Here is an 18487-nt window from a genome sequence, read left to right as displayed (position 1 = left end):
TATATACATACTAGGTTTACTCAGCCGTTTCTTCGGTTGTTTCTTTTGCTAAACGTTCTGGTTTAGAAGTCACGATGATTTTTCCATCCTTATCCAATTTTGCTTTCAGCTCATGAATAGAAGGGTGGTCAAGGTAAAATTCAGCGATGCCATCTTCGATTTGTTCTTGGATTGTTCGTCGAAGGGGGCGAGCACCCATGGATGGATCATAACCTAAGTCAACTAATTTTTCTTTGACATTCGTAGGAACTTCGATATGAAGTTGCTGTGCTGCAAGCATTTGATTGACATCATCTAGCATCAGTGTAACGATGGTCATCAAGTTTTCTTTTGACAAAGCACTGAATTCGATGATTCCGTCAAAACGATTTAGAAACTCTGGTGTAAAGTAATTGTTCAATTGGTTCAATACCGAACGAGTAACACCTTCACGTGCCGCACCAAAGCCAACATTTGCTTCTACTTTACCAGTACCGGCATTACTTGTCATAATGATGATCGTATCTTTAAAGCTGACGGTTCTTCCTTGTGCGTCCGTCAATCGGCCATCATCTAAGATTTGCAAGAACATGTGCAAAACATCTGGATGAGCTTTTTCAACTTCATCTAATAAGACAAGACTGTAAGGATTTCTTCGAACTTTTTCTGTTAATTGACCAGCTTCTTCGTATCCAACATAACCTGGAGGAGAACCAATCAATTTAGAGACACTGTGTTTTTCCATATATTCAGACATATCGAAACGAATCATTGAATCTTGTGAACCGAATAATTCATAGGCAAGCTGTTTGGCAAGTTCTGTTTTACCTACACCGGTTGGTCCGACAAATAAGAAGGAGCCAATTGGACGATTCTGTTTGTTCAATCCAACACGGTTTCGGCGAATCGCTTTCGCTACACGGTCTACAGCGTTATCTTGACCAATGACATGAGCCTTCAAGTCATCTGCTAAGTTTTTCAATTGTGTCTGTTCTTTTTCTTTTAATTCGCCCACTGGAATACCTGTTCGTTGTTCAACAATTTTTTCCATATCTTTTTCGGTGATGACAGGTGTTTCTTCTTCGGTGAGCTGGCGTTCTTTCATTTTTTGAAGTTTGTTGATTTGGTCACGGTAATAAGCCGCTTTTTCGAAATCTTCTTCTCGAGAAGCAAGAACTTTTTGTTCTTCCGCTTCTTGTAGTTTTTTCTCGATCGTTTTAGGATCAACGATTTGAATTGTTAAGTTTTTCTTAGAACCTGTTTCATCTAGCAAATCGATGGCTTTATCCGGCAAGAAGCGATCTTGGACGTAACGATTGGATAAAGTTGCGGCTGCTTCGATGGCTTCATCAGTATATTTTACATGATGATAGTCTTCATAACGTTTTTGCAGTCCTTTCAAGATACTGATTGTTTCTTCGACAGTTGGTTCATCTACTCGTACGGGTTGCATACGACGCTCTAAGGCAGCATCTTTTTCGATGATGCGGTACTCGTTTAAGGTAGTAGCACCAACCATCTGCAATTCTCCTCGAGCTAAAGCAGGTTTTAAAATATTACCAGCATCCATGTTTCCATCGCCTGCGGAACCAGCGCCGACGATTTCATGCACTTCATCTATAAATAGGATCACATTTTCTGCTTGACGAATTTCTTCAATCAATTTTTGCATACGTTCTTCAAATTGGCCTCGTATACCAGTACCTTGGACTAAGGATACGACATCTAAACGAATGACTTCTTTGTCCATTAATTTTTGTGGGACATCGCCATCTACGATTTTTTGTGCTAACCCTTCAACAACTGCTGTTTTACCAACACCAGGTTCACCAATCAAGACAGGATTGTTCTTAGTTCGGCGATTTAAAATTTCGATGACACGTTTGATTTCATCATCACGACCGATCACAGGGTCGATATCCCCTTGTCGAGCTTGTTCAGTGATGTTGATTCCGTATTCTCCTAGTAAACCTTCCGTATTTCCTTGAGGTGGTTGTCCACCATTGAAGTTGTTGTTTCCACCAAATTGTGTTGGCGGTGTTTGCTCATAGTTTCCTTGCTGTTGCATTTGGCGAGACATGGAACGGAAAAGATCGTCCAAACTGCCAAATCCAAATGGATCGTTTTGGGCCATATTAGTTAGACCTCCATTTTGCTGATTTTTGATTTTTTGATAACAGCTCTGACAATAATCAAGTTGTGTCCGCTGACCATTGACAGTGGCATACAAGTGAATCGTTGCCTCATTCTTGCCGCAGTTTTGACAAAGCATGAATCATTCACGTCCTTTCACAAAAATGGGTACATCCATATTTTACATCTCGTTTTTCATGAGGTAAAAGAATAACCCCTATTTTTTAGGGATTTATGAGGTAGTAAAGGTAAAATGTCTATTGACCATTACTGACCTTTGATTCTTATTATACTAAAAATCGAAAGGGAAGCAAGTAATTCGTTTCATATAAAAACAAACAAGGTCAAAGGAAAGAATGATAAACGTCAGGAGAAGAGATAGCGACAAGAAAAAGAAAATAAACACGTTTGTTATAAAATGTGAAGAAAAGGATGAAAAAGAATCCGGAATAATTTGAATACTTTTATCTGAAATTGAATGAAAACTGTTGTATCTAACGAAAAAAAATGTTAATCTTTACAGATGAAAGGGTGACACTTGTTAGGATTCTCTGAATTACTAAAAAAGAAAACCCTCACATAAAAACAACACTCACTTAAAGGAGACCGATTAATATGGAAAAGAAAGAATTTCACGTAGTAGCAGAAACTGGGATCCACGCACGTCCAGCTACATTATTAGTACAAACAGCAAGCAAATTTAACTCTGATGTAAACTTAGAGTATAAAGGTAAATCAGTAAACTTGAAATCAATCATGGGCGTTATGTCTTTAGGTGTAGGTCAAGGTTCTGATGTTACTATCACTGCAGAAGGTGCTGACGAAGCTGACGCAATGGCAGCAATCGTTGAAACAATGAAGAAAGAAGGCTTATCTGAATAATGGTTGAAATGCTAAAAGGGATTGCCGCTAGTGACGGTGTAGCCGTTGCAAAAGCTTACCTGCTAGTTCAACCGGATTTAACATTCAGTAAGGCAACAGTAGAAGATACTGCGGCTGAAGAAGCTCGTTTGGATGCTGCATTAGCTAAATCTACTGAAGAATTGCAGCAAATTCGTGAAAAAGCAGCGCAAAGCTTAGGTGAAGCAGAAGCGCAAGTATTTGATGCCCATTTGATGGTTCTTTCAGATCCAGAAATGGTAGGTCAAATCAAGCAAAACATTAAAGACAACAGCGTAAATGCTGAATCAGCGCTAAAAGAAGTAACGGATATGTATATCGGTATGTTCGAAGCAATGGAAGACAATGCTTACATGCAAGAGCGTGCTGCAGATATTCGTGACGTTGCTAAACGTATTTTAGCGCACTTATTAGGCGTTACTTTACCAAATCCATCAATGATCAACGAAGAAGTGGTCGTTGTTGCACATGACTTGACTCCAAGTGATACAGCACAATTAGATCGCAATTTTGTAAAAGCGTTTGTAACAGACATTGGTGGACGTACTTCACATTCTGCTATCATGGCACGTTCTTTAGAAATCCCAGCGATCGTTGGGACAAAAGAAATCACTGCTAAAGTCAAAGAAGGCGATATGTTGGCTGTTAACGGGATCGAAGGCGATGTGATCATCGATCCTACAGAGGAACAAAAAGCTGAATTTGAAAAAGCAGGTGCGGATTACGCAGCACAAAAAGCAGAATGGGAAAAACTAAAAAATGCAGAAACTGTCACAGCTGACGGCAAGCATTTTGAATTAGCTGCAAACATCGGAACACCAAAAGATCTAGTTGGTGTTCATAACAATGGTGGAGAAGCAGTTGGTCTGTACCGTACTGAATTCCTATATATGGATTCTCCGGACTTCCCAACAGAAGATGACCAATACGAAGCTTACAAAGCTGTATTAGAAGGTATGGAAGGAAAACCAGTTGTTGTTCGTACAATGGACATCGGCGGGGATAAAGAACTACCATATCTGCAATTACCTCATGAAATGAATCCATTCTTAGGATATCGTGCATTACGTATCAGTCTATCTGAACAAGGCGACGAAATGTTCCGCACACAAATGCGTGCATTACTTCGTGCATCTGTTCATGGTAACTTACGTATCATGTTCCCTATGGTAGCTACGCTCAAAGAATTCCGCGCAGCAAAAGCGATCTTTGAAGAAGAAAAACAAAAATTGATTAGTGAAGGCAAGGAAGTATCTGATACAATCCAAGTCGGCATCATGATTGAGATTCCAGCAGCAGCAGTCTTAGCAGACAAGTTTGCAAAAGAAGTGGATTTCTTCTCCGTAGGTACGAACGATTTGATTCAATACACAATGGCAGCAGACCGTATGAATGAACGTGTTTCTTACTTGTACCAACCATATAACCCATCAATCTTACGTTTAATCAAAAATGTAATTGATGCAGCACACGCTGAAGGAAAATGGGCAGGTATGTGTGGAGAAATGGCTGGAGATCAAACCGCTGTTCCGTTGCTAGTAGGTATGGGTCTAGATGAGTTCTCAATGAGCGCGACATCTATTCTTAAAACACGTAGTTTAATGAAACGCTTGGACACAGCGAAAATGGCTGAACTTGCTGATCGTGCATTGAAAGAATGCGATACGATGGAAGAAGTCGTTGAACTTGTTCATGAATATGTAAAATAAACAACGTATCAAAAACTGGTGTAGCTTGTAAAAGAGCTACGCCAGCTTTTTTGTTTTCTGTTCTTTTTTAAGAAAACGTTTTTGTCAGCAAGATTAGACAAAAATAGGGCTTAAGTTTGAGTGACAGTTTGGAGGCTATGTTATACTATATAAATGAAGGGGGACGTAAGGTGAAGGTATTATTATATTTTGAAAGTGAAAAGATGCTTGCAAAATCTGGAATCGGACGTGCGCTTGATCATCAAAAACGTGCTCTGACGGAAGTCGGTATCTCTTATACACTAGACGACAAAGATGATTATGACATCCTGCACATCAATACATACGGAATCAATAGTCATAATATGGTCAATAAAGCCAGAAGAGAAGGTAAAAAAGTTGTCTATCATGCGCATTCAACAGAGGAAGATTTCCGAAATTCCTTTATCGGATCGAACCAGCTTTCTCCTATTGTAAAAAAATATCTGGTAGGATTGTACCAAAAAGCGGACTATTTGATCACGCCAACACCTTATTCAAAACAGTTGTTGGAAAGCTATGGTATCCGTGTACCGATTCAAGCTATTTCCAATGGGATCGACCTAGAGAAATATCGCCCTGATCCAATGAAAGAACAAAAGTTCAGAGAGTATTTCAAACTATCTCCGGATCAAAAAGTAATCATTTGTGTCGGTTTGTTTTTCGAACGTAAAGGAATCATTGATTTCGTAGAAATTGCTAAGAAGATGCCCGACTATACATTCATTTGGTTTGGTCATGTTCCGATGTACTCGATTCCTCGAAACATCCGGAAAATTGTAAAAGAAGACCATCCTGAGAATGTTCTGTTTCCTGGATATATACGAGGGGAAATCATCGAAGGAGCATATTCAGGTGCAGATCTATTCTTTTTTCCTTCTTATGAAGAGACGGAAGGAATCGTTGTTTTAGAAGCTTTAGCAAGCAAGCAAAATGTACTTGTTCGAGATATTCCAGTGTATAATGGCTGGTTAGAAGATAGCAAGAACTGCTATATGGGGAAGACAAACGAAGCGTTTATCCAACTGATTCAACAGATTACCAATGAAGAGCTACCGAGTTTGACACAAGCCGGTTATCAAACAGCAAAAGAACGAAGTATCAATAAAATCGGTGAAGAACTTAAAAACGTATATGAAAGTGTGCTGAATGAAAAAGTCTCTAGCAAATTAAAAAAAGTACATCAGACAAAGGACTAGTTTGGAGGCGAAAAACATGAAAATCGGCTTTTTTACCGATACCTACTTTCCGCAAGTCAGCGGAGTGGCTACATCGATCAAAACATTAAAACAAGAATTAGAAAAACATGGGCATGAAGTCTATATCTTTACGACAACCGATCCTAATGCGGACAAGTTGGAAAAAGATGTTATTCGAATGCCAAGTGTACCGTTTATTTCTTTCAAGGATCGAAGAGTTGTTGTTAGAGGCATGTGGTATGCTTATTTGGTTGCCAAAGAACTAGAATTAGATCTGATCCATACCCATACAGAATTCGGAGCAGGAATACTAGGGAAGATGGTAGCTAAGAAGTTGAAAATACCCCTGATCCATACTTACCATACGATGTATGAGGATTACCTTCATTATATCGGTAAAGGAAAAGTGATCAGGCAATCCCATGTAAAATACTTATCCAGATTATTTGCCAATCATACGACAGGTGTAGTCTGTCCAAGTGAACGTGTTATTGATACATTACGTAGCTATGGCGTAGTAGCACCGCTTCGTGTGATTCCTACTGGTATCGACATTGAGAAATTCAAACGTTCTGATATCACTCAGGAGGATATCAACAAGTTAAGGGAGTCATTAGGACTTCAGGAAAATCATTTGATGATTCTTTCTTTAAGCAGGATTTCTTATGAGAAAAATATCCAAGCATTGGTTAATGGATTTCCTCAGGTTATCTCGGCCTACCCTAATGCCAGATTAGTTATTGTAGGAAAAGGTCCTTATGTAGAAGAATTAGAGGAATTGATTTCCAAACTGCAGTTAGAAGAATTTGTGCAGTTCACAGGAGAAGTGGATAATAATGATGTAGCCCTTTATTATAAAGCGGCAGATTATTTTGTCAGTGCTTCTACTTCAGAGACACAAGGGCTTACTTATACCGAAGCGATGGCAGCCGGCACGCCTTGTGTCGTAGAAGGAAATGCTTATTTGAACCGATTGTTCGATCATCCTTCATTAGGGAAAACTTTTGAAACCGACGAAGACTTTGCACCCGCACTTATTGATTATATTTCCAGTGAAGTCCCTAGAGATCCAAAGGTTTTAGAAGCCAAACTTTATGACATTTCGTCTACTCATTTCGGCGAAGCCATGATCGAATTTTATCAAGATATGGTTGTTTACCATGAAGAAGAGATGCGAAGAAAAGAAGAAGAAGATTCGATTGAACGAATCAAAATCAAATTAAATTCATTTAAAAGATAAAATTCAAACATTTTTTATAAAAAAATCCTTGTTTCTAGCGTATACTAGCATAGAAGCAAGGATTTTTGATTTTTAGGAGGTCGAAAGAATGAAACTGGGTTTTATCGGAACAGGCGTCATGGGAAGTGCTGTTGTACGCCATCTACTAGAAGCAGGTCACGAAGTCGCTGTTTATAATCGGACAAAAGCAAAAGCTGATTCTTTAGTAACAGAAGGAGCTGTCTGGGCGGATACACCAAAGGCTGTAGCAGAACAAAGCAATATTCTGTTTACAATGGTAGGTTATCCTAAAGATGTAGAAGAAATCTACTATGGAGGATCGGGGATTTTTTCTGCAGATGTCTCAGGACGTATTTTAGTTGATTTGACTACAAGTACACCAACTCTGGCAGAAAAAATTGCAAAAACAGCAAAAGGAAAAGGTGCAGATGCATTAGATGCACCGGTGTCAGGCGGTGACTTAGGAGCAAAGAATGGCACACTGACGATCATGGTGGGCGGAGAAGAATCGGTCTATGATCAAGTACTTCCTTTATTCAAGGAATTTGGTACGACATTTACATTGCATGGCTCTGCTGGGAAAGGTCAGCATACGAAAATGGCCAATCAAATCATGATTGCAGGCACGATGACAGGAATGACGGAAATGCTTGTCTACGCACAAAAAAACGGTCTCGATTTAGAGAAAGTGATTGAGACACTTTCAGGAGGAAGTGCAGCTAACTGGTCTTTAAGTAATTATTCCCCACGTATCTTGAAAGAAGATTACACGCCTGGTTTTTTTGTCAAACATTTTATCAAAGATTTAAAGATTGCATTAGAAGAAGCAGAAAAAATGAACCTTGTCTTGCCAGCAACCATCCAAGCGTTGAAACTATACGAAGAGTTGGCAGATAAAGGTTTTGAGAATGACGGAACACAAGCTTTGATCAAACTTTGGTGGCCTGAAGGGAAAATACCAGAAAAAAAATCATAAAAAACGAGTTTTTTTAGAGAAAATCAATGCAAGTAGGCTATGCTTTTGATACAATATAACAGAAATAAGAAAAGGAGGACCTCCGATGACACATTCACAATTAGTCGCAATCATAAAACGACTGGAGGCTATGGTCGAGTCAGCAGATAATGAACTGCAAGTTCGCCGTTTTGAAAAAGAAGGCGTAGAAAAGTGTACAGTAACTTATGATAAAGCGACCGATACGTTTGAATTAACTGAAACAGATACTCATCAGCAATACGAATTCGATAATATCGATATCGTAGCGATGGAAATCTATGACTTAATCCAATAAATTTTAGGATAATTGACATTTGAAGTTGAAGATGCCTAAAAGAAGCCGAGAAGCAGCTAATTTAGTTGCTTTTCAGCTTCTTTTTTGTTTAATTGTTCCATTTCGATCTGTTCCTTTTCTAATTTTTTGCGGTAACTAATCAGAATTTGTACAGGATCGATTTCTTCTTTTGATAATTGGCGTTTCAAAGATAAATGAGCTTCTTTTTTTTCATAATAAAAGTCAGGTGGATTGTCCCCAGAAGCAATTATTGTTTCTGCAAGCTGTCCGTAACAAATAAGGTAGTGCTTTTTCTGACTTTCATCCGCTGCCAGTGGCATACTGAATGTGAGGGATGGTGTTCTTAAAAACTGCTTTTGTTCTTGGATCCGTCTGATGAAATAAGTAACTAATTCGATATCTTTTTGAAGCATTCCAGCTTTTTCGAAATTCAGCTGATAGATGAAATGTTGTTGTCTCTTTTTCAAGTAAGTCAGTAGCTTTTTATTGCGTCCCTGAAACAATCCTTGGATCTCCTTCTTTTTCTGTTCAAAAGTCATTTCCTGTAAGTCAGGAAGCTGGACTCGCAAAGCTAATAAGCTGATTTCAGACAGCCAAGGCATTTGATACGTTTCTTCCATTATACGCAAAATAGACGGCATTTTTTTATAGAGACGAAACGGCCCGTATGTCCGAGTTGTAGGAGTATCTGTTAATACAAATCCCTTATTGGAAATATGTACATAATTGTAGTTACTGAAATAATTCATTTGTCGGTTATAAAAAGGACGGTAATGTTGGATTAGTTGACACTCAAGCAACAAAGCATCTAATTCTGTATCTACTACGACGAAATCAAAATCTGTTATATGATGAATCATACGTAATACTTTTTTTGAATGCTGCTTATTCTGATGAAAATAGCTGCTTACTCTATTTTTGAGCCGTTTTGCTTTACCAACATAGATGACCATCCCTTCTTGGTTTTTCATAAGATAGACACCCGGCAGCATGGGGAGATTTTTTATTTTTTCTTTTAACATAGGGTCTCCTTTCACGCTTTGAATAAAAAGACTATAACAAATTTTGAAATAATGGACAAGTTTTAGGGAATTGGATCATTCTATCAACAAGAAATACTTTGATAATCAAAATATGTCAGTGCAATAGTTTTTCTAATAAAATAAATAAAAAATGCTGATTTATCAGTTTTTTTAAATGAGTAAAATCTTAAAATAAACTCATATAGCAAAAAAATGAACTTTTACGGTTGCATTTTGAAAAAAGTTAAGATATAGTTTGAACATCAAAAGATTTGATAATCAAACTAATTAGTGGACGGTGGAACATGGAACCAGATTTAAAAACAGTAAATGATTATCTTGTTAGTGTCTTCAATGATATTTTGACAATCGAAGAGTCTGAGTTGAAAAAATCTCAATTCAAAGATCTGTCAATCACAGAGATGCACACGATCGAGGCAATCGGGATGTACAAGAAAAAAACAACTTCAGAAGTAGCCAAAGAACTATCAATTACTGTTGGGACCTTGACCACTGCTATTAACAAGTTAGTAAAAAAAGGTTATGTCGAACGTATCCGCAGTGAAGATGACCGTCGTGTTGTAAAGTTGGGACTAACGAAAAAAGGAAAGTTACTGTTTCGGGTCCATCAGCATTTTCATCGTGAAATGGTCAAGAACATCTTAGAAGGAATGGCTACGGAAGAACAGCATGCCTTGCTGGATGCACTGAAAAACTTGCATGACTTCTTGCAAGACTATAAGTGAGGATATTTAATGGAACAATTTGGAATGATTACTGCAACAGCCAGCGTCCTTCCTGAAAAGATCATTACGAATAATGATCTTTCCAAGATGATGGATACCTCGGATGAATGGATTTCGTCAAGGACGGGTATTCGTGAACGAAGATGTGTAACAAATCAGGAGACATCTGATTTATGCCTCTTAGTGGCGGAAAAATTGATGAAACAAAAAAATCTGAACCCTGAAGATTTGGATTTTATCTTAGTAGCAACAATGTCGCCCGATTACACGACACCATCTGTAGCAGCACAAGTACAAGGGAAATTGGGAGCAGCTAATGCTATTGCTTTCGATATCAGCGCGGCATGTTCAGGATTTGTTTATGCGTTAAGCATGGCTGACAAAATGATCCGCTGCGGTTCAACTAAAGGTCTGGTAATTGGTGGTGAAACACTGTCTAAACTAATCGATTGGTCTGACCGCACGACTGCTGTATTATTTGGTGATGGAGCAGGCGGGGTTCTCTTAGAAGCAAACCCACAAAAAAAATTGCTGAAAGAAAAATTAGCAACTGATGGTACCAGAAGTACCTCACTGACTGCTGGCTACCAGCAAAATAAAAACCCGTTCTATTCAGAAGATTCAGAAGGTTCGTATTATTTGCGAATGACCGGCAGAGATATTTTTGATTTCGCCGTTCGAGATGTTGCAAACAATATCCAAGAAGTCATGAAAGACATGCCAGTTGATTATCTGCTTTTGCATCAGGCAAATCTCAGGATCATTGAGAAAATCGCCCGAAAAGTAAAGATGCCGCAAGAAAAATTCCTGACCAATATGGATAAGTACGGGAATACCTCTGCTGCAAGTATCCCTATTTTATTGGATGAAGCAGTTTCTAGCGGAAAGATCACCTTGGGAAAACAACAGAAAGTAATATTTACAGGCTATGGCGGAGGTTTAACGTGGGGAAGTATTCTCATGGAGCTGTAAACTGTTAAATTATAAAAATAAAAAAGCAAACAATATCGGAGGAATATATTATTATGGTATTCGAAAAAATTCAAGAAATCATTGCAGAAGAATTAGGAAAAGAAACTGAAGAAATCAAATTGACTACTGACATCCAAGAAGACTTAGAAGCTGACAGCTTGGATTTATTCCAAATCATCAATGAAATTGAAGATGAATTTGATGTAAAAATCGAAACAGAAGACGGAATCAAAACGGTTCAAGATTTAGTGACTTACGTAGAAAAACAAACTGCATAATCATTAAAATTAGGTTGGGGGCTGGGACATTTCCTGAAATAGGGATGTCTCGGCCTTTTTGAATAAGAAGAATCAAACATATATTCTGGATATATTGGAGAAAAACATGAAAACAGCATTCTTATTTAGTGGCCAAGGTGCACAATATCAAGGTATGGGAAAAGATTTATATGAAGAAGCCATTGTAAAGCAGACATTTGATGAAGCAAGTGAGATTCTCGGCTACGATATGGCCGACCTCTGCTTTTCAGAAAATGAACGTTTGGATCAGACACAATATACACAGCCAGCTATTCTAACAGTCAGCATTGCGTATTATCGCTTATTGAAGGAGCATGGAATCGTCCCAGATGCAGCTTTAGGACTGAGTTTAGGAGAATATTCGGCATTAGTAGCCAGTGATGCGTTATCCTTCACTGAAGCCGTTGCACTAGTAGCGAAGAGAGGCGCTTATATGACGGAAGCTGCCCCAGCTGGAAGCGGAAAAATGGTCGCAGTAATGAATGCACCGATTGAGACGATTGAGGAAAGCTGTCATGAAGCAAGCAAGTACGGCATCGTGTCTCCTGCTAATTACAATACACCTCAGCAGATCGTGATCGGTGGCGAAGAAAAAGCCGTAGATGAAGCTGTTTTGCTCTTAAAAGAAAAAGGAATCAAAAGGATGATCCCACTAAATGTCAGTGGACCTTTCCATACAGCTATTTTAGCACCAGCATCAAAAAAACTGGCGAAGGATCTAAGTCATATTCAATTTTCTGACCCTTCTTTTCCAGTCATCAGCAACACAACAACGGAAATAATGAAGAAAGAGACGATAGCGGGACTACTTGAACAGCAAGTCATGCAACCTGTTCGTTTCTACGAGAGTATCCATAAATTAAAAACAATCGGTATCGAGCGAGTCATTGAAGTCGGTCCCGGAAAAGTATTAAGCGGATTTATGAAAAAAATCGATAAAACGATACCAGTTCTGCGTGTTGAGAATAAGCAGACATTTGATGAAACAATAGCAAAATTATAAGGAGGAAGGTTATGGATGTAAAAGGGAAAAATGTATTTATTACAGGTAGTACAAGAGGAATTGGTAAAGCGATGGCCTTAGCTTTTGCAAAAGCTGGAGCAAATATTATTTTGAATGGTCGCGGAGAGATTCCAAAAGAAAAGATAGAAGAAATTGAAGCATTCGGTGTAAAATGCGTAGGAGTTTCCGGCGATATCTCTGATTATGAGAAAGCAGGACAACTGATCAAAGAAGCAGAAGAAAAGCTTGGATCGATCCATATCTTAGTAAACAATGCCGGAATCACAAATGACAAACTTGTGATGCGGATGGATGCAGAAGATTTCAAAAAATGTCTGGATATCAATTTGATCGGTACCTTCAATATGACGCAACACGTTTTGAAAAAAATGATGAAGCAGCGAGAAGGGGCCATCATCAATCTCTCTAGTGTATCTGGATTGATTGGAAATATCGGACAAGCAAATTATGCAGCTAGCAAAGCTGGTGTCGTAGGATTGACAAAATCGGTTGCACGAGAAGCTGCGACTAGAGGTATCACATGCAACGCCATTGCACCAGGATTCATCACAACTGATATGACGGAAGTTTTAGCAGATAAAGTCAAAGAGCAAGCGGAAAAGCAAATTCCAATGCAACGTTTCGGACAAGTAGAAGATGTTGCACAAACAGCAGTTTTCTTAGCACAAAATCCATATATCACCGGCCAAGTCATCAATGTCGATGGCGGATTGGTCATGCACGGATAAGAAAAGGAGAGCAAATAAATGAATCGAGTGGTAATTACTGGCTATGGAGTCACTTCACCTATTGGAAATGACGCAGACAGCTTTTTGAATAGCTTGAAAGAAGGTACGAATGGCATCGCACCGATCACTAAATTTGATGCTTCAGAAACAGGGATCACCTTAGCGGGTGAAGTCAAAGATTTCCCTTACGATAAATATTTTATTAAAAAAGATAGCAAACGAATGGATATGTTTTCGATCTATGGGATCTACGCTGCTTTAGAAGCAATGGAGATAAGCGGTTTAGATAAAGAAAAAATGAATCAAGACCGATTTGGTGTCATTATCGGATCAGGAATCGGTGGTCTTCCGACAATCGAAAATCAAGTTATCCGTCTGCATGAAAAAGGCGCAAAACGAGTTTCTCCAATGTTCGTGCCAATGGCGATTGCCAACATGGCAGCTGGAAATATTGCTTTGCGAGTAGGCGCAAAAGGTATCTGTACAGCTATCGTAACAGCTTGTGCTAGCGGAACGAATTCAATCGGTGAAGCATTCCGTAACATCAAACATGGCTATTCAGATGTCATTCTTGCTGGAGGAACAGAAGCAACAATTTGTGAGATGGGGATTGCTGGATTTGCAGCTTTAACTGCACTTTCGGAATCAACTGATCCTAATCGTGGTTCGATCCCGTTTGATGAAAATCGAAATGGTTTTGTGATGGGTGAAGGAGCAGGTGTTCTAGTTCTTGAATCTTTAGAGCATGCACAAGCTCGCGGTGCCAAAATCTATGGAGAAATCGTTGGATACGGTGCAAATTGTGATGCTTACCATATGACAGCCCCTACTCCAGATGGTTCTGGTGCGTCTAAAGCAATGAAGCTTGCGATGGAAGAAGCTGGTATACAACCGGAGCAAGTTGGATATATCAATGCGCACGGAACGAGTACGCCAGCTAATGACCAGGCAGAAGCAAAAGCAATCCAACTCGCACTAGGTGAAAATTTCAGAGATACTTATGTCAGCAGTACGAAATCAATGACTGGACATTTATTGGGAGCAGCCGGCGGGATCGAAGCATTGGCCACTCTGATGGCATTGGAACATCAATTTATCCCACCTACGATCAATGTAGAAAAACAAGATCCTGAGATTGATTTGACAGTTGTCAAAAACGAAAGCCAACCTGCAAGCTTTACTTATGCAATGAGCAATTCATTAGGGTTTGGCGGACATAATGCGGTTCTTTGTATGAAACGCTGGGAGGAATAATTTTGGATATCAATGAAATTAGAGAATTAGTTAGTCAATTTGATCAATCTTCGCTAACGGAATTTGACTTGCGTGAAGGTCAATTTGAATTGTACATGAATAAAAATAAAACAAGCCGAGGCATGAATATGGTTCAAACAAACGAAACGGTGCCAGTTTCGGAGCCAGTTAACGCCATGCCTGAACAAGCAACAACTGTTCCAGAACCAACGAAGGAAAAAGAATCGGTAGTATTTGATGGAATCGAGGTTGTTTCGCCAATCGTGGGAATCGTTTATTTGCAACCGGCACCAGACAAACCAGCTTTCAAAAAAGTAGGTGATCAAGTTGCCAAAGGAGAAGTTATCTGCATTATTGAAGCGATGAAACTAATGAATGAGATAACTAGTGAGGCCGACGGAGTAATCACAGAAATCCTTGTAGAGAACGAGTCAGTTGTTGAATATGGGCAGCCACTCTTTAGGATCCAGCCAAAATAAGCAAAGCAGGAAAGAGGGAAATAAATGAACATACAAGAAATCAAAGAAATTATTCCGCATCGTTATCCAATGCTTTTGATTGATCGAGTGGAAGAGATGGTTGAAGGAGAACGGATCATTGCTAAGAAAAATGTAACGATCAACGAGCCCTTTTTTCAAGGACATTTTCCAGAAGAGCCTGTTATGCCAGGGGTACTGATTGTTGAAGCAATGGCGCAAGCAGGAGCAGTCGCATTACTTTCTCTTGAACAGTTCAAGGGTAAAACGGCTTACTTCGGCGGATTGGACAAAGCAAAATTCCGTAAGAAAGTTACACCGGGCGATACCTTATATCTTGAAGTTGAGATATTGAAAGTGAAAGCCTCAGCCGGAATAGGCAAAGGAATCGCTAAGGTTGACGGTAAAAAAGTAGCCGAAGCGGAATTAACCTTTATGATTGGATAGGTGAAATATGTTTTCTAAAGTCTTGATAGCTAACCGTGGCGAAATCGCTGTGCGTATCATTCGTGCATGCCGCGAATTAGGGATCCAAACCGTAGCGATATATTCAGAGGCAGATGCCGAAGCACTTCATACACAGCTAGCAGATGAAGCAATCTGTATTGGTCCGGCAAAAGCGGTTGATTCATATCTGAATGTTCAGGAAGTACTGAGCGCTGCAATCGTAACAAAAGCTGAAGCAATTCATCCAGGTTTTGGATTTTTATCTGAAAATAGCCGGTTTGCCTCCATGTGTGAAGAGTGCAATATCACATTTATTGGTCCTAAAAGCGCAACAATTGATGCAATGGGGAATAAAATCAATGCGCGTCAATTGATGCAAGAAGCAAATGTCCCAGTCATCCCAGGAAGTACTGGTGTATTATCTACTGTAGAAGAAGCATTGGAAATAGCAGACAGGATCGGCTATCCAGTGATGCTGAAAGCAGCTGCAGGCGGTGGCGGGAAAGGCATTCGAAAAGTTCAATCAAAAGAAGAACTTCCACAGCATTTTTCTTCAGCTCAGCAAGAAGCAGCAGCGGCATTTGGAAATGATGATATGTATTTGGAAAAAATCATTTATCCTGCTCGCCATATAGAAGTTCAGATTTTAGGTGATCATTTTGGCAATGTCATTCATTTAGGAGAACGAGATTGTTCTTTGCAACGTAACAATCAAAAAGTACTGGAAGAATCTCCTTCTGTAGTGATTTCACAATCAAAAAGAGAAGCACTAGGAGACGCTGCTGTTCGAGCAGCTAAAGCAGTCAATTATGAAAATGCCGGAACGATCGAATTTCTGATGGATGAAGAAGGCGATTTTTATTTCATGGAGATGAATACTCGAATCCAAGTGGAACATCCCGTAACAGAAATGGTCACAGGGATCGATTTAGTAAAAAAACAGGTGGAGATAGCAGCCGGTGAGCCTTTGAATGTGCGTCAAGAAGAAGTAGTATTCCAAGGACACGCCATTGAGTGCCGAATCAATGCAGAAAATCCCGCTTTTCATTTTGCTCCTTCACCAGGGAAAATCCAAAACTTGCTACTTCCAGCAGGTGGGATGGGGTTGCGGGTAGACAGTGCGGTTTATCCAGGCTATACGATCCCGCCATATTATGATTCAATGATTGCGAAAATTATTGTCCATGGAAATACACGTTTTGAAGCATTGATGAAGATGCAGCGAGCCTTAAGTGAATTTATCACAGAAGGGATCATTACGAACGCAGAATTTCAGATGGATTTGATTAGTCATCCAGCAGTAATAGCAGGTGATTACAGCACAGCATTTTTACAAGAAGAATTTTTACCGAATTGGACACCAGAAACGGAGATAGGAGGCGCATAGATGGCTCTGTTTAAGAAAAAGAAATATATTCGGATCAATCCTAATAGAGAGAGCAAACCTGCTAACTCGCCATCTGTTCCCGATAACATGTGGGCGAAGTGTCCAAATTGCAAACATATCCTTTATACGAAAGACATCGGTGAAGAAAAAGTATGCCCCCATTGCGGATACGCTTTTCGTATCGGTGCATGGCAGCGTCTAGCTTTGATCATTGATGAAAAAAGTTTTGAAGAATGGGATACGGATCTTGTAACCGAAGATCCGCTAGCATTTCCCGAATATACGGAAAAAATAAAAAAAATGCAAGATAAAACGGGGCTTCATGAAGCAGTCCTCACTGGTAAAGCAACCATTCAGGGAATCCCCTTCATTATTGGAGTGATGGATCCCAATTTTATCATGGGAAGTATGGGCACGATTGTTGGAGAAAAAATCACTAGGTTATTCGAACGAGCAACAAAGGAAAAACTTCCAGTCGTTTTGTTCACGGCTTCAGGAGGCGCTCGGATGCAAGAAGGCATCTTTTCTCTGATGCAGATGGCGAAAATCTCTGCTGCTGTCAAACGGCACAGTAATGAAGGCCTTTTTTATCTAACTGTTTTGACAGACCCGACGACCGGAGGAGTAACTGCCAGTTTTGCAATGGAAGGTGATATCATTTTAGCAGAACCCCAAAGCTTGATTGGTTTTGCTGGAAGACGTGTCATCGAACAGACGATCAAGCAGGAACTTCCAGAAGATTTCCAAAAGGCCGAATTCTTATTGTCTCATGGTTTCGTCGATCAGATTGTTCCCCGCATGGAATTGAAGCAGAAAATCCATACGCTTCTTGAATTGCATACACAGAAAGGATGGATAGATCGTGGATAAAACAGCACATGATGTCGTTCAGCTAGCAAGAGCTAAAGAACGATGGACTAGCTTGGACTTTTTTGAAGAGATCTTCGATTCTTTCGAGGAATGCCATGGTGACCGTTTATTTGCAGATGACGAAGCGATTGTTGGTGGCATCGCTCGATTAGATGGCAAACCGGTAACAGTGATAGGTATTCAAAAGGGAAGGGATCTGCAGGAAAATATCCGCAGAAATTTTGGTTCTCCTCATCCTGAAGGCTATCGCAAAGCTTTACGACTGATGAAGCAAGCTGAAAAGTTTAATAGACCGGTGATTACATTGATCAATACAGCAGGTGCCTATTGCGGTATAGGAGCAGAAGAGCGTGGCGAGGGAGAAGCAATTGCCAAAAATCTGCTCGAAATGTCTGATTTAAAAGTACCAATCATCGCCGTCATCATTGGTGAAGGTGGAAGTGGCGGTGCCCTTGCTCTAGGTTTAGCGGATGAAGTCTGGATGTTAGAAGAAACGATCTATGCTGTGCTTTCCCCAGAAGGGTTTGCTTCGATTTTGTGGAAAGACGGCAGTCGCGCTGCAGAAGCAGCCGAGTTGATGAAAATTACTGCACCAGAACTACGTGAGCTAGGGATCGTGGATCGAGTGATTCCTGAAACGTTCAACGGCGAGCAGTTGCCACGGCAAAAAGTCGCTCACATCATGAAAAAAGCGTTGATTGAAAAATTGACGGAACTTGTTCGATTCGACCAGCATGAACTACTGGAAAAACGATACAAGAGGTTCCGACAATATTAGGTGTTTAACAACTA

General features: G+C 39.7%; 19 protein-coding genes. 17 read left to right on the top strand and 2 right to left on the bottom strand.

Annotation, left to right across the window (positions count from 1 at the left end):
- Window positions 1-16 precede the first annotated feature (16 nt).
- Window positions 17-2251 (bottom strand): ATP-dependent Clp protease ATP-binding subunit, encoded by a 2235-nt coding sequence (locus ESP02_RS06980; RefSeq protein WP_038398805.1) that lies wholly within the window; start codon window positions 2249-2251, stop codon window positions 17-19.
- Between the two features lie 476 nt (window positions 2252-2727).
- On the opposite strand from ESP02_RS06980, the gene ESP02_RS06975 reads away from it, so the two are divergent.
- The 6 genes from ESP02_RS06975 to ESP02_RS06950 all read left to right on the top strand — a co-directional run bounded on the left by ESP02_RS06975 (window position 2728) and on the right by ESP02_RS06950 (window position 8470).
- Entirely contained in the window at window positions 2728-2994 is a 267-nt protein-coding gene (locus ESP02_RS06975; RefSeq protein ID WP_002287602.1) for a phosphocarrier protein HPr, read from the top strand.
- The gene (ptsP, locus tag ESP02_RS06970) at window positions 2994-4721 is read left to right on the top strand and encodes a phosphoenolpyruvate--protein phosphotransferase (protein WP_002341270.1); all 1728 of its coding nucleotides are present in this window, start codon (window positions 2994-2996) and stop codon (window positions 4719-4721) included. The genes ESP02_RS06975 and ptsP overlap by 1 nt, the downstream gene beginning before the upstream one ends.
- A gap of 170 nt (window positions 4722-4891) precedes the next feature.
- Complete coding sequence (locus ESP02_RS06965) at window positions 4892-5938, top strand: glycosyltransferase family 4 protein (RefSeq protein ID WP_002315289.1); 1047 nt, start codon at window positions 4892-4894, stop codon at window positions 5936-5938.
- 16 nt (window positions 5939-5954) lie between these two features.
- Window positions 5955-7178, top strand: a complete 1224-nt coding sequence (locus tag ESP02_RS06960; RefSeq protein ID WP_002373503.1) for a glycosyltransferase family 4 protein — start codon at window positions 5955-5957, stop codon at window positions 7176-7178.
- Between the two features lie 88 nt (window positions 7179-7266).
- Complete coding sequence (locus ESP02_RS06955; protein ID WP_002373501.1) at window positions 7267-8154, top strand: NAD(P)-dependent oxidoreductase; 888 nt, start codon at window positions 7267-7269, stop codon at window positions 8152-8154.
- A gap of 85 nt (window positions 8155-8239) precedes the next feature.
- Window positions 8240-8470, top strand: coding sequence for a YkuJ family protein (locus ESP02_RS06950; protein WP_002287607.1), 231 nt, complete (start codon window positions 8240-8242; stop codon window positions 8468-8470).
- A gap of 56 nt (window positions 8471-8526) precedes the next feature.
- On the opposite strand, the gene ESP02_RS06945 is transcribed toward ESP02_RS06950, so the two are convergent.
- The gene (locus ESP02_RS06945; protein ID WP_038398807.1) at window positions 8527-9492 is read right to left on the bottom strand and encodes a GIY-YIG nuclease family protein; all 966 of its coding nucleotides are present in this window, start codon (window positions 9490-9492) and stop codon (window positions 8527-8529) included.
- Window positions 9493-9797: 305 nt separating this feature from the next.
- Here ESP02_RS06945 and ESP02_RS06940 point away from each other — a divergent pair, with 305 nt between their 5' ends.
- The 11 genes from ESP02_RS06940 to ESP02_RS06890 all read left to right on the top strand — a co-directional run bounded on the left by ESP02_RS06940 (window position 9798) and on the right by ESP02_RS06890 (window position 18473).
- Window positions 9798-10238, top strand: a complete 441-nt coding sequence (locus ESP02_RS06940) for a MarR family winged helix-turn-helix transcriptional regulator (protein WP_002310362.1) — start codon at window positions 9798-9800, stop codon at window positions 10236-10238.
- Window positions 10239-10247: 9 nt separating this feature from the next.
- Entirely contained in the window at window positions 10248-11210 is a 963-nt protein-coding gene (locus tag ESP02_RS06935; RefSeq protein WP_002373495.1) for a beta-ketoacyl-ACP synthase III, read from the top strand.
- Window positions 11211-11263: 53 nt separating this feature from the next.
- The gene (locus ESP02_RS06930; protein ID WP_002287614.1) at window positions 11264-11488 is read left to right on the top strand and encodes an acyl carrier protein; all 225 of its coding nucleotides are present in this window, start codon (window positions 11264-11266) and stop codon (window positions 11486-11488) included.
- A gap of 106 nt (window positions 11489-11594) precedes the next feature.
- Window positions 11595-12512, top strand: a complete 918-nt coding sequence (gene fabD, locus ESP02_RS06925; protein WP_025478419.1) for an ACP S-malonyltransferase — start codon at window positions 11595-11597, stop codon at window positions 12510-12512.
- An 11-nt stretch (window positions 12513-12523) separates the two neighbouring features.
- Window positions 12524-13261: a 3-oxoacyl-[acyl-carrier-protein] reductase gene (gene fabG, locus ESP02_RS06920; protein ID WP_002373491.1), complete on the top strand. Its 738-nt coding sequence runs from the start codon at window positions 12524-12526 to the stop codon at window positions 13259-13261.
- A gap of 18 nt (window positions 13262-13279) precedes the next feature.
- Window positions 13280-14515: a beta-ketoacyl-ACP synthase II gene (fabF, locus tag ESP02_RS06915; RefSeq protein WP_002373490.1), complete on the top strand. Its 1236-nt coding sequence runs from the start codon at window positions 13280-13282 to the stop codon at window positions 14513-14515.
- A gap of 2 nt (window positions 14516-14517) precedes the next feature.
- The gene (gene accB, locus ESP02_RS06910) at window positions 14518-14994 is read left to right on the top strand and encodes an acetyl-CoA carboxylase biotin carboxyl carrier protein (RefSeq protein ID WP_010733434.1); all 477 of its coding nucleotides are present in this window, start codon (window positions 14518-14520) and stop codon (window positions 14992-14994) included.
- A 24-nt stretch (window positions 14995-15018) separates the two neighbouring features.
- Window positions 15019-15438, top strand: coding sequence for a 3-hydroxyacyl-ACP dehydratase FabZ (fabZ, locus tag ESP02_RS06905; RefSeq protein WP_002310367.1), 420 nt, complete (start codon window positions 15019-15021; stop codon window positions 15436-15438).
- A 7-nt stretch (window positions 15439-15445) separates the two neighbouring features.
- Window positions 15446-16825, top strand: coding sequence for an acetyl-CoA carboxylase biotin carboxylase subunit (locus tag ESP02_RS06900; RefSeq protein ID WP_002310368.1), 1380 nt, complete (start codon window positions 15446-15448; stop codon window positions 16823-16825).
- On the top strand, window positions 16826-17695 hold the full coding sequence (gene accD, locus ESP02_RS06895) for an acetyl-CoA carboxylase, carboxyltransferase subunit beta (protein WP_002310370.1): 870 nt from the start codon (window positions 16826-16828) through the stop codon (window positions 17693-17695). It abuts the gene before it with no gap.
- Entirely contained in the window at window positions 17688-18473 is a 786-nt protein-coding gene (locus ESP02_RS06890) for an acetyl-CoA carboxylase carboxyl transferase subunit alpha (RefSeq protein ID WP_002310372.1), read from the top strand. Before accD ends, ESP02_RS06890 begins: the two co-directional genes overlap by 8 nt.
- Window positions 18474-18487 lie beyond the last annotated feature (14 nt).

This window comes from Enterococcus sp. NBRC 3427, assembly GCF_007996925.1.
GTDB lineage: Bacteria > Bacillota > Bacilli > Lactobacillales > Enterococcaceae > Enterococcus_B > Enterococcus_B lactis.
Note: the sequence above shows the minus strand (reverse complement) of the source record. Positions and strands in the feature narration are given on the sequence as shown.

What these genes read in the sequence shown, in the direction of transcription:
- ESP02_RS06980 (WP_038398805.1), bottom strand. Translation starts at nt 2,251, where the DNA reads ATGCTTTGTCAAAACTGCGGCAAGAATGAGGCAACGATTCACTTGTAT.
- ESP02_RS06900 (WP_002310368.1), top strand. Translation starts at nt 15,446, where the DNA reads ATGTTTTCTAAAGTCTTGATAGCTAACCGTGGCGAAATCGCTGTGCGT.
- fabZ (WP_002310367.1), top strand. Translation starts at nt 15,019, where the DNA reads ATGAACATACAAGAAATCAAAGAAATTATTCCGCATCGTTATCCAATG.
- fabG (WP_002373491.1), top strand. Translation starts at nt 12,524, where the DNA reads ATGGATGTAAAAGGGAAAAATGTATTTATTACAGGTAGTACAAGAGGA.
- ESP02_RS06940 (WP_002310362.1), top strand. Translation starts at nt 9,798, where the DNA reads ATGGAACCAGATTTAAAAACAGTAAATGATTATCTTGTTAGTGTCTTC.
- ESP02_RS06935 (WP_002373495.1), top strand. Translation starts at nt 10,248, where the DNA reads ATGGAACAATTTGGAATGATTACTGCAACAGCCAGCGTCCTTCCTGAA.
- accD (WP_002310370.1), top strand. Translation starts at nt 16,826, where the DNA reads ATGGCTCTGTTTAAGAAAAAGAAATATATTCGGATCAATCCTAATAGA.
- ESP02_RS06975 (WP_002287602.1), top strand. Translation starts at nt 2,728, where the DNA reads ATGGAAAAGAAAGAATTTCACGTAGTAGCAGAAACTGGGATCCACGCA.
- ESP02_RS06945 (WP_038398807.1), bottom strand. Translation starts at nt 9,492, where the DNA reads ATGTTAAAAGAAAAAATAAAAAATCTCCCCATGCTGCCGGGTGTCTAT.
- ESP02_RS06950 (WP_002287607.1), top strand. Translation starts at nt 8,240, where the DNA reads ATGACACATTCACAATTAGTCGCAATCATAAAACGACTGGAGGCTATG.
- ptsP (WP_002341270.1), top strand. Translation starts at nt 2,994, where the DNA reads ATGGTTGAAATGCTAAAAGGGATTGCCGCTAGTGACGGTGTAGCCGTT.
- fabF (WP_002373490.1), top strand. Translation starts at nt 13,280, where the DNA reads ATGAATCGAGTGGTAATTACTGGCTATGGAGTCACTTCACCTATTGGA.
- fabD (WP_025478419.1), top strand. Translation starts at nt 11,595, where the DNA reads ATGAAAACAGCATTCTTATTTAGTGGCCAAGGTGCACAATATCAAGGT.
- ESP02_RS06955 (WP_002373501.1), top strand. Translation starts at nt 7,267, where the DNA reads ATGAAACTGGGTTTTATCGGAACAGGCGTCATGGGAAGTGCTGTTGTA.
- ESP02_RS06930 (WP_002287614.1), top strand. Translation starts at nt 11,264, where the DNA reads ATGGTATTCGAAAAAATTCAAGAAATCATTGCAGAAGAATTAGGAAAA.
- ESP02_RS06960 (WP_002373503.1), top strand. Translation starts at nt 5,955, where the DNA reads ATGAAAATCGGCTTTTTTACCGATACCTACTTTCCGCAAGTCAGCGGA.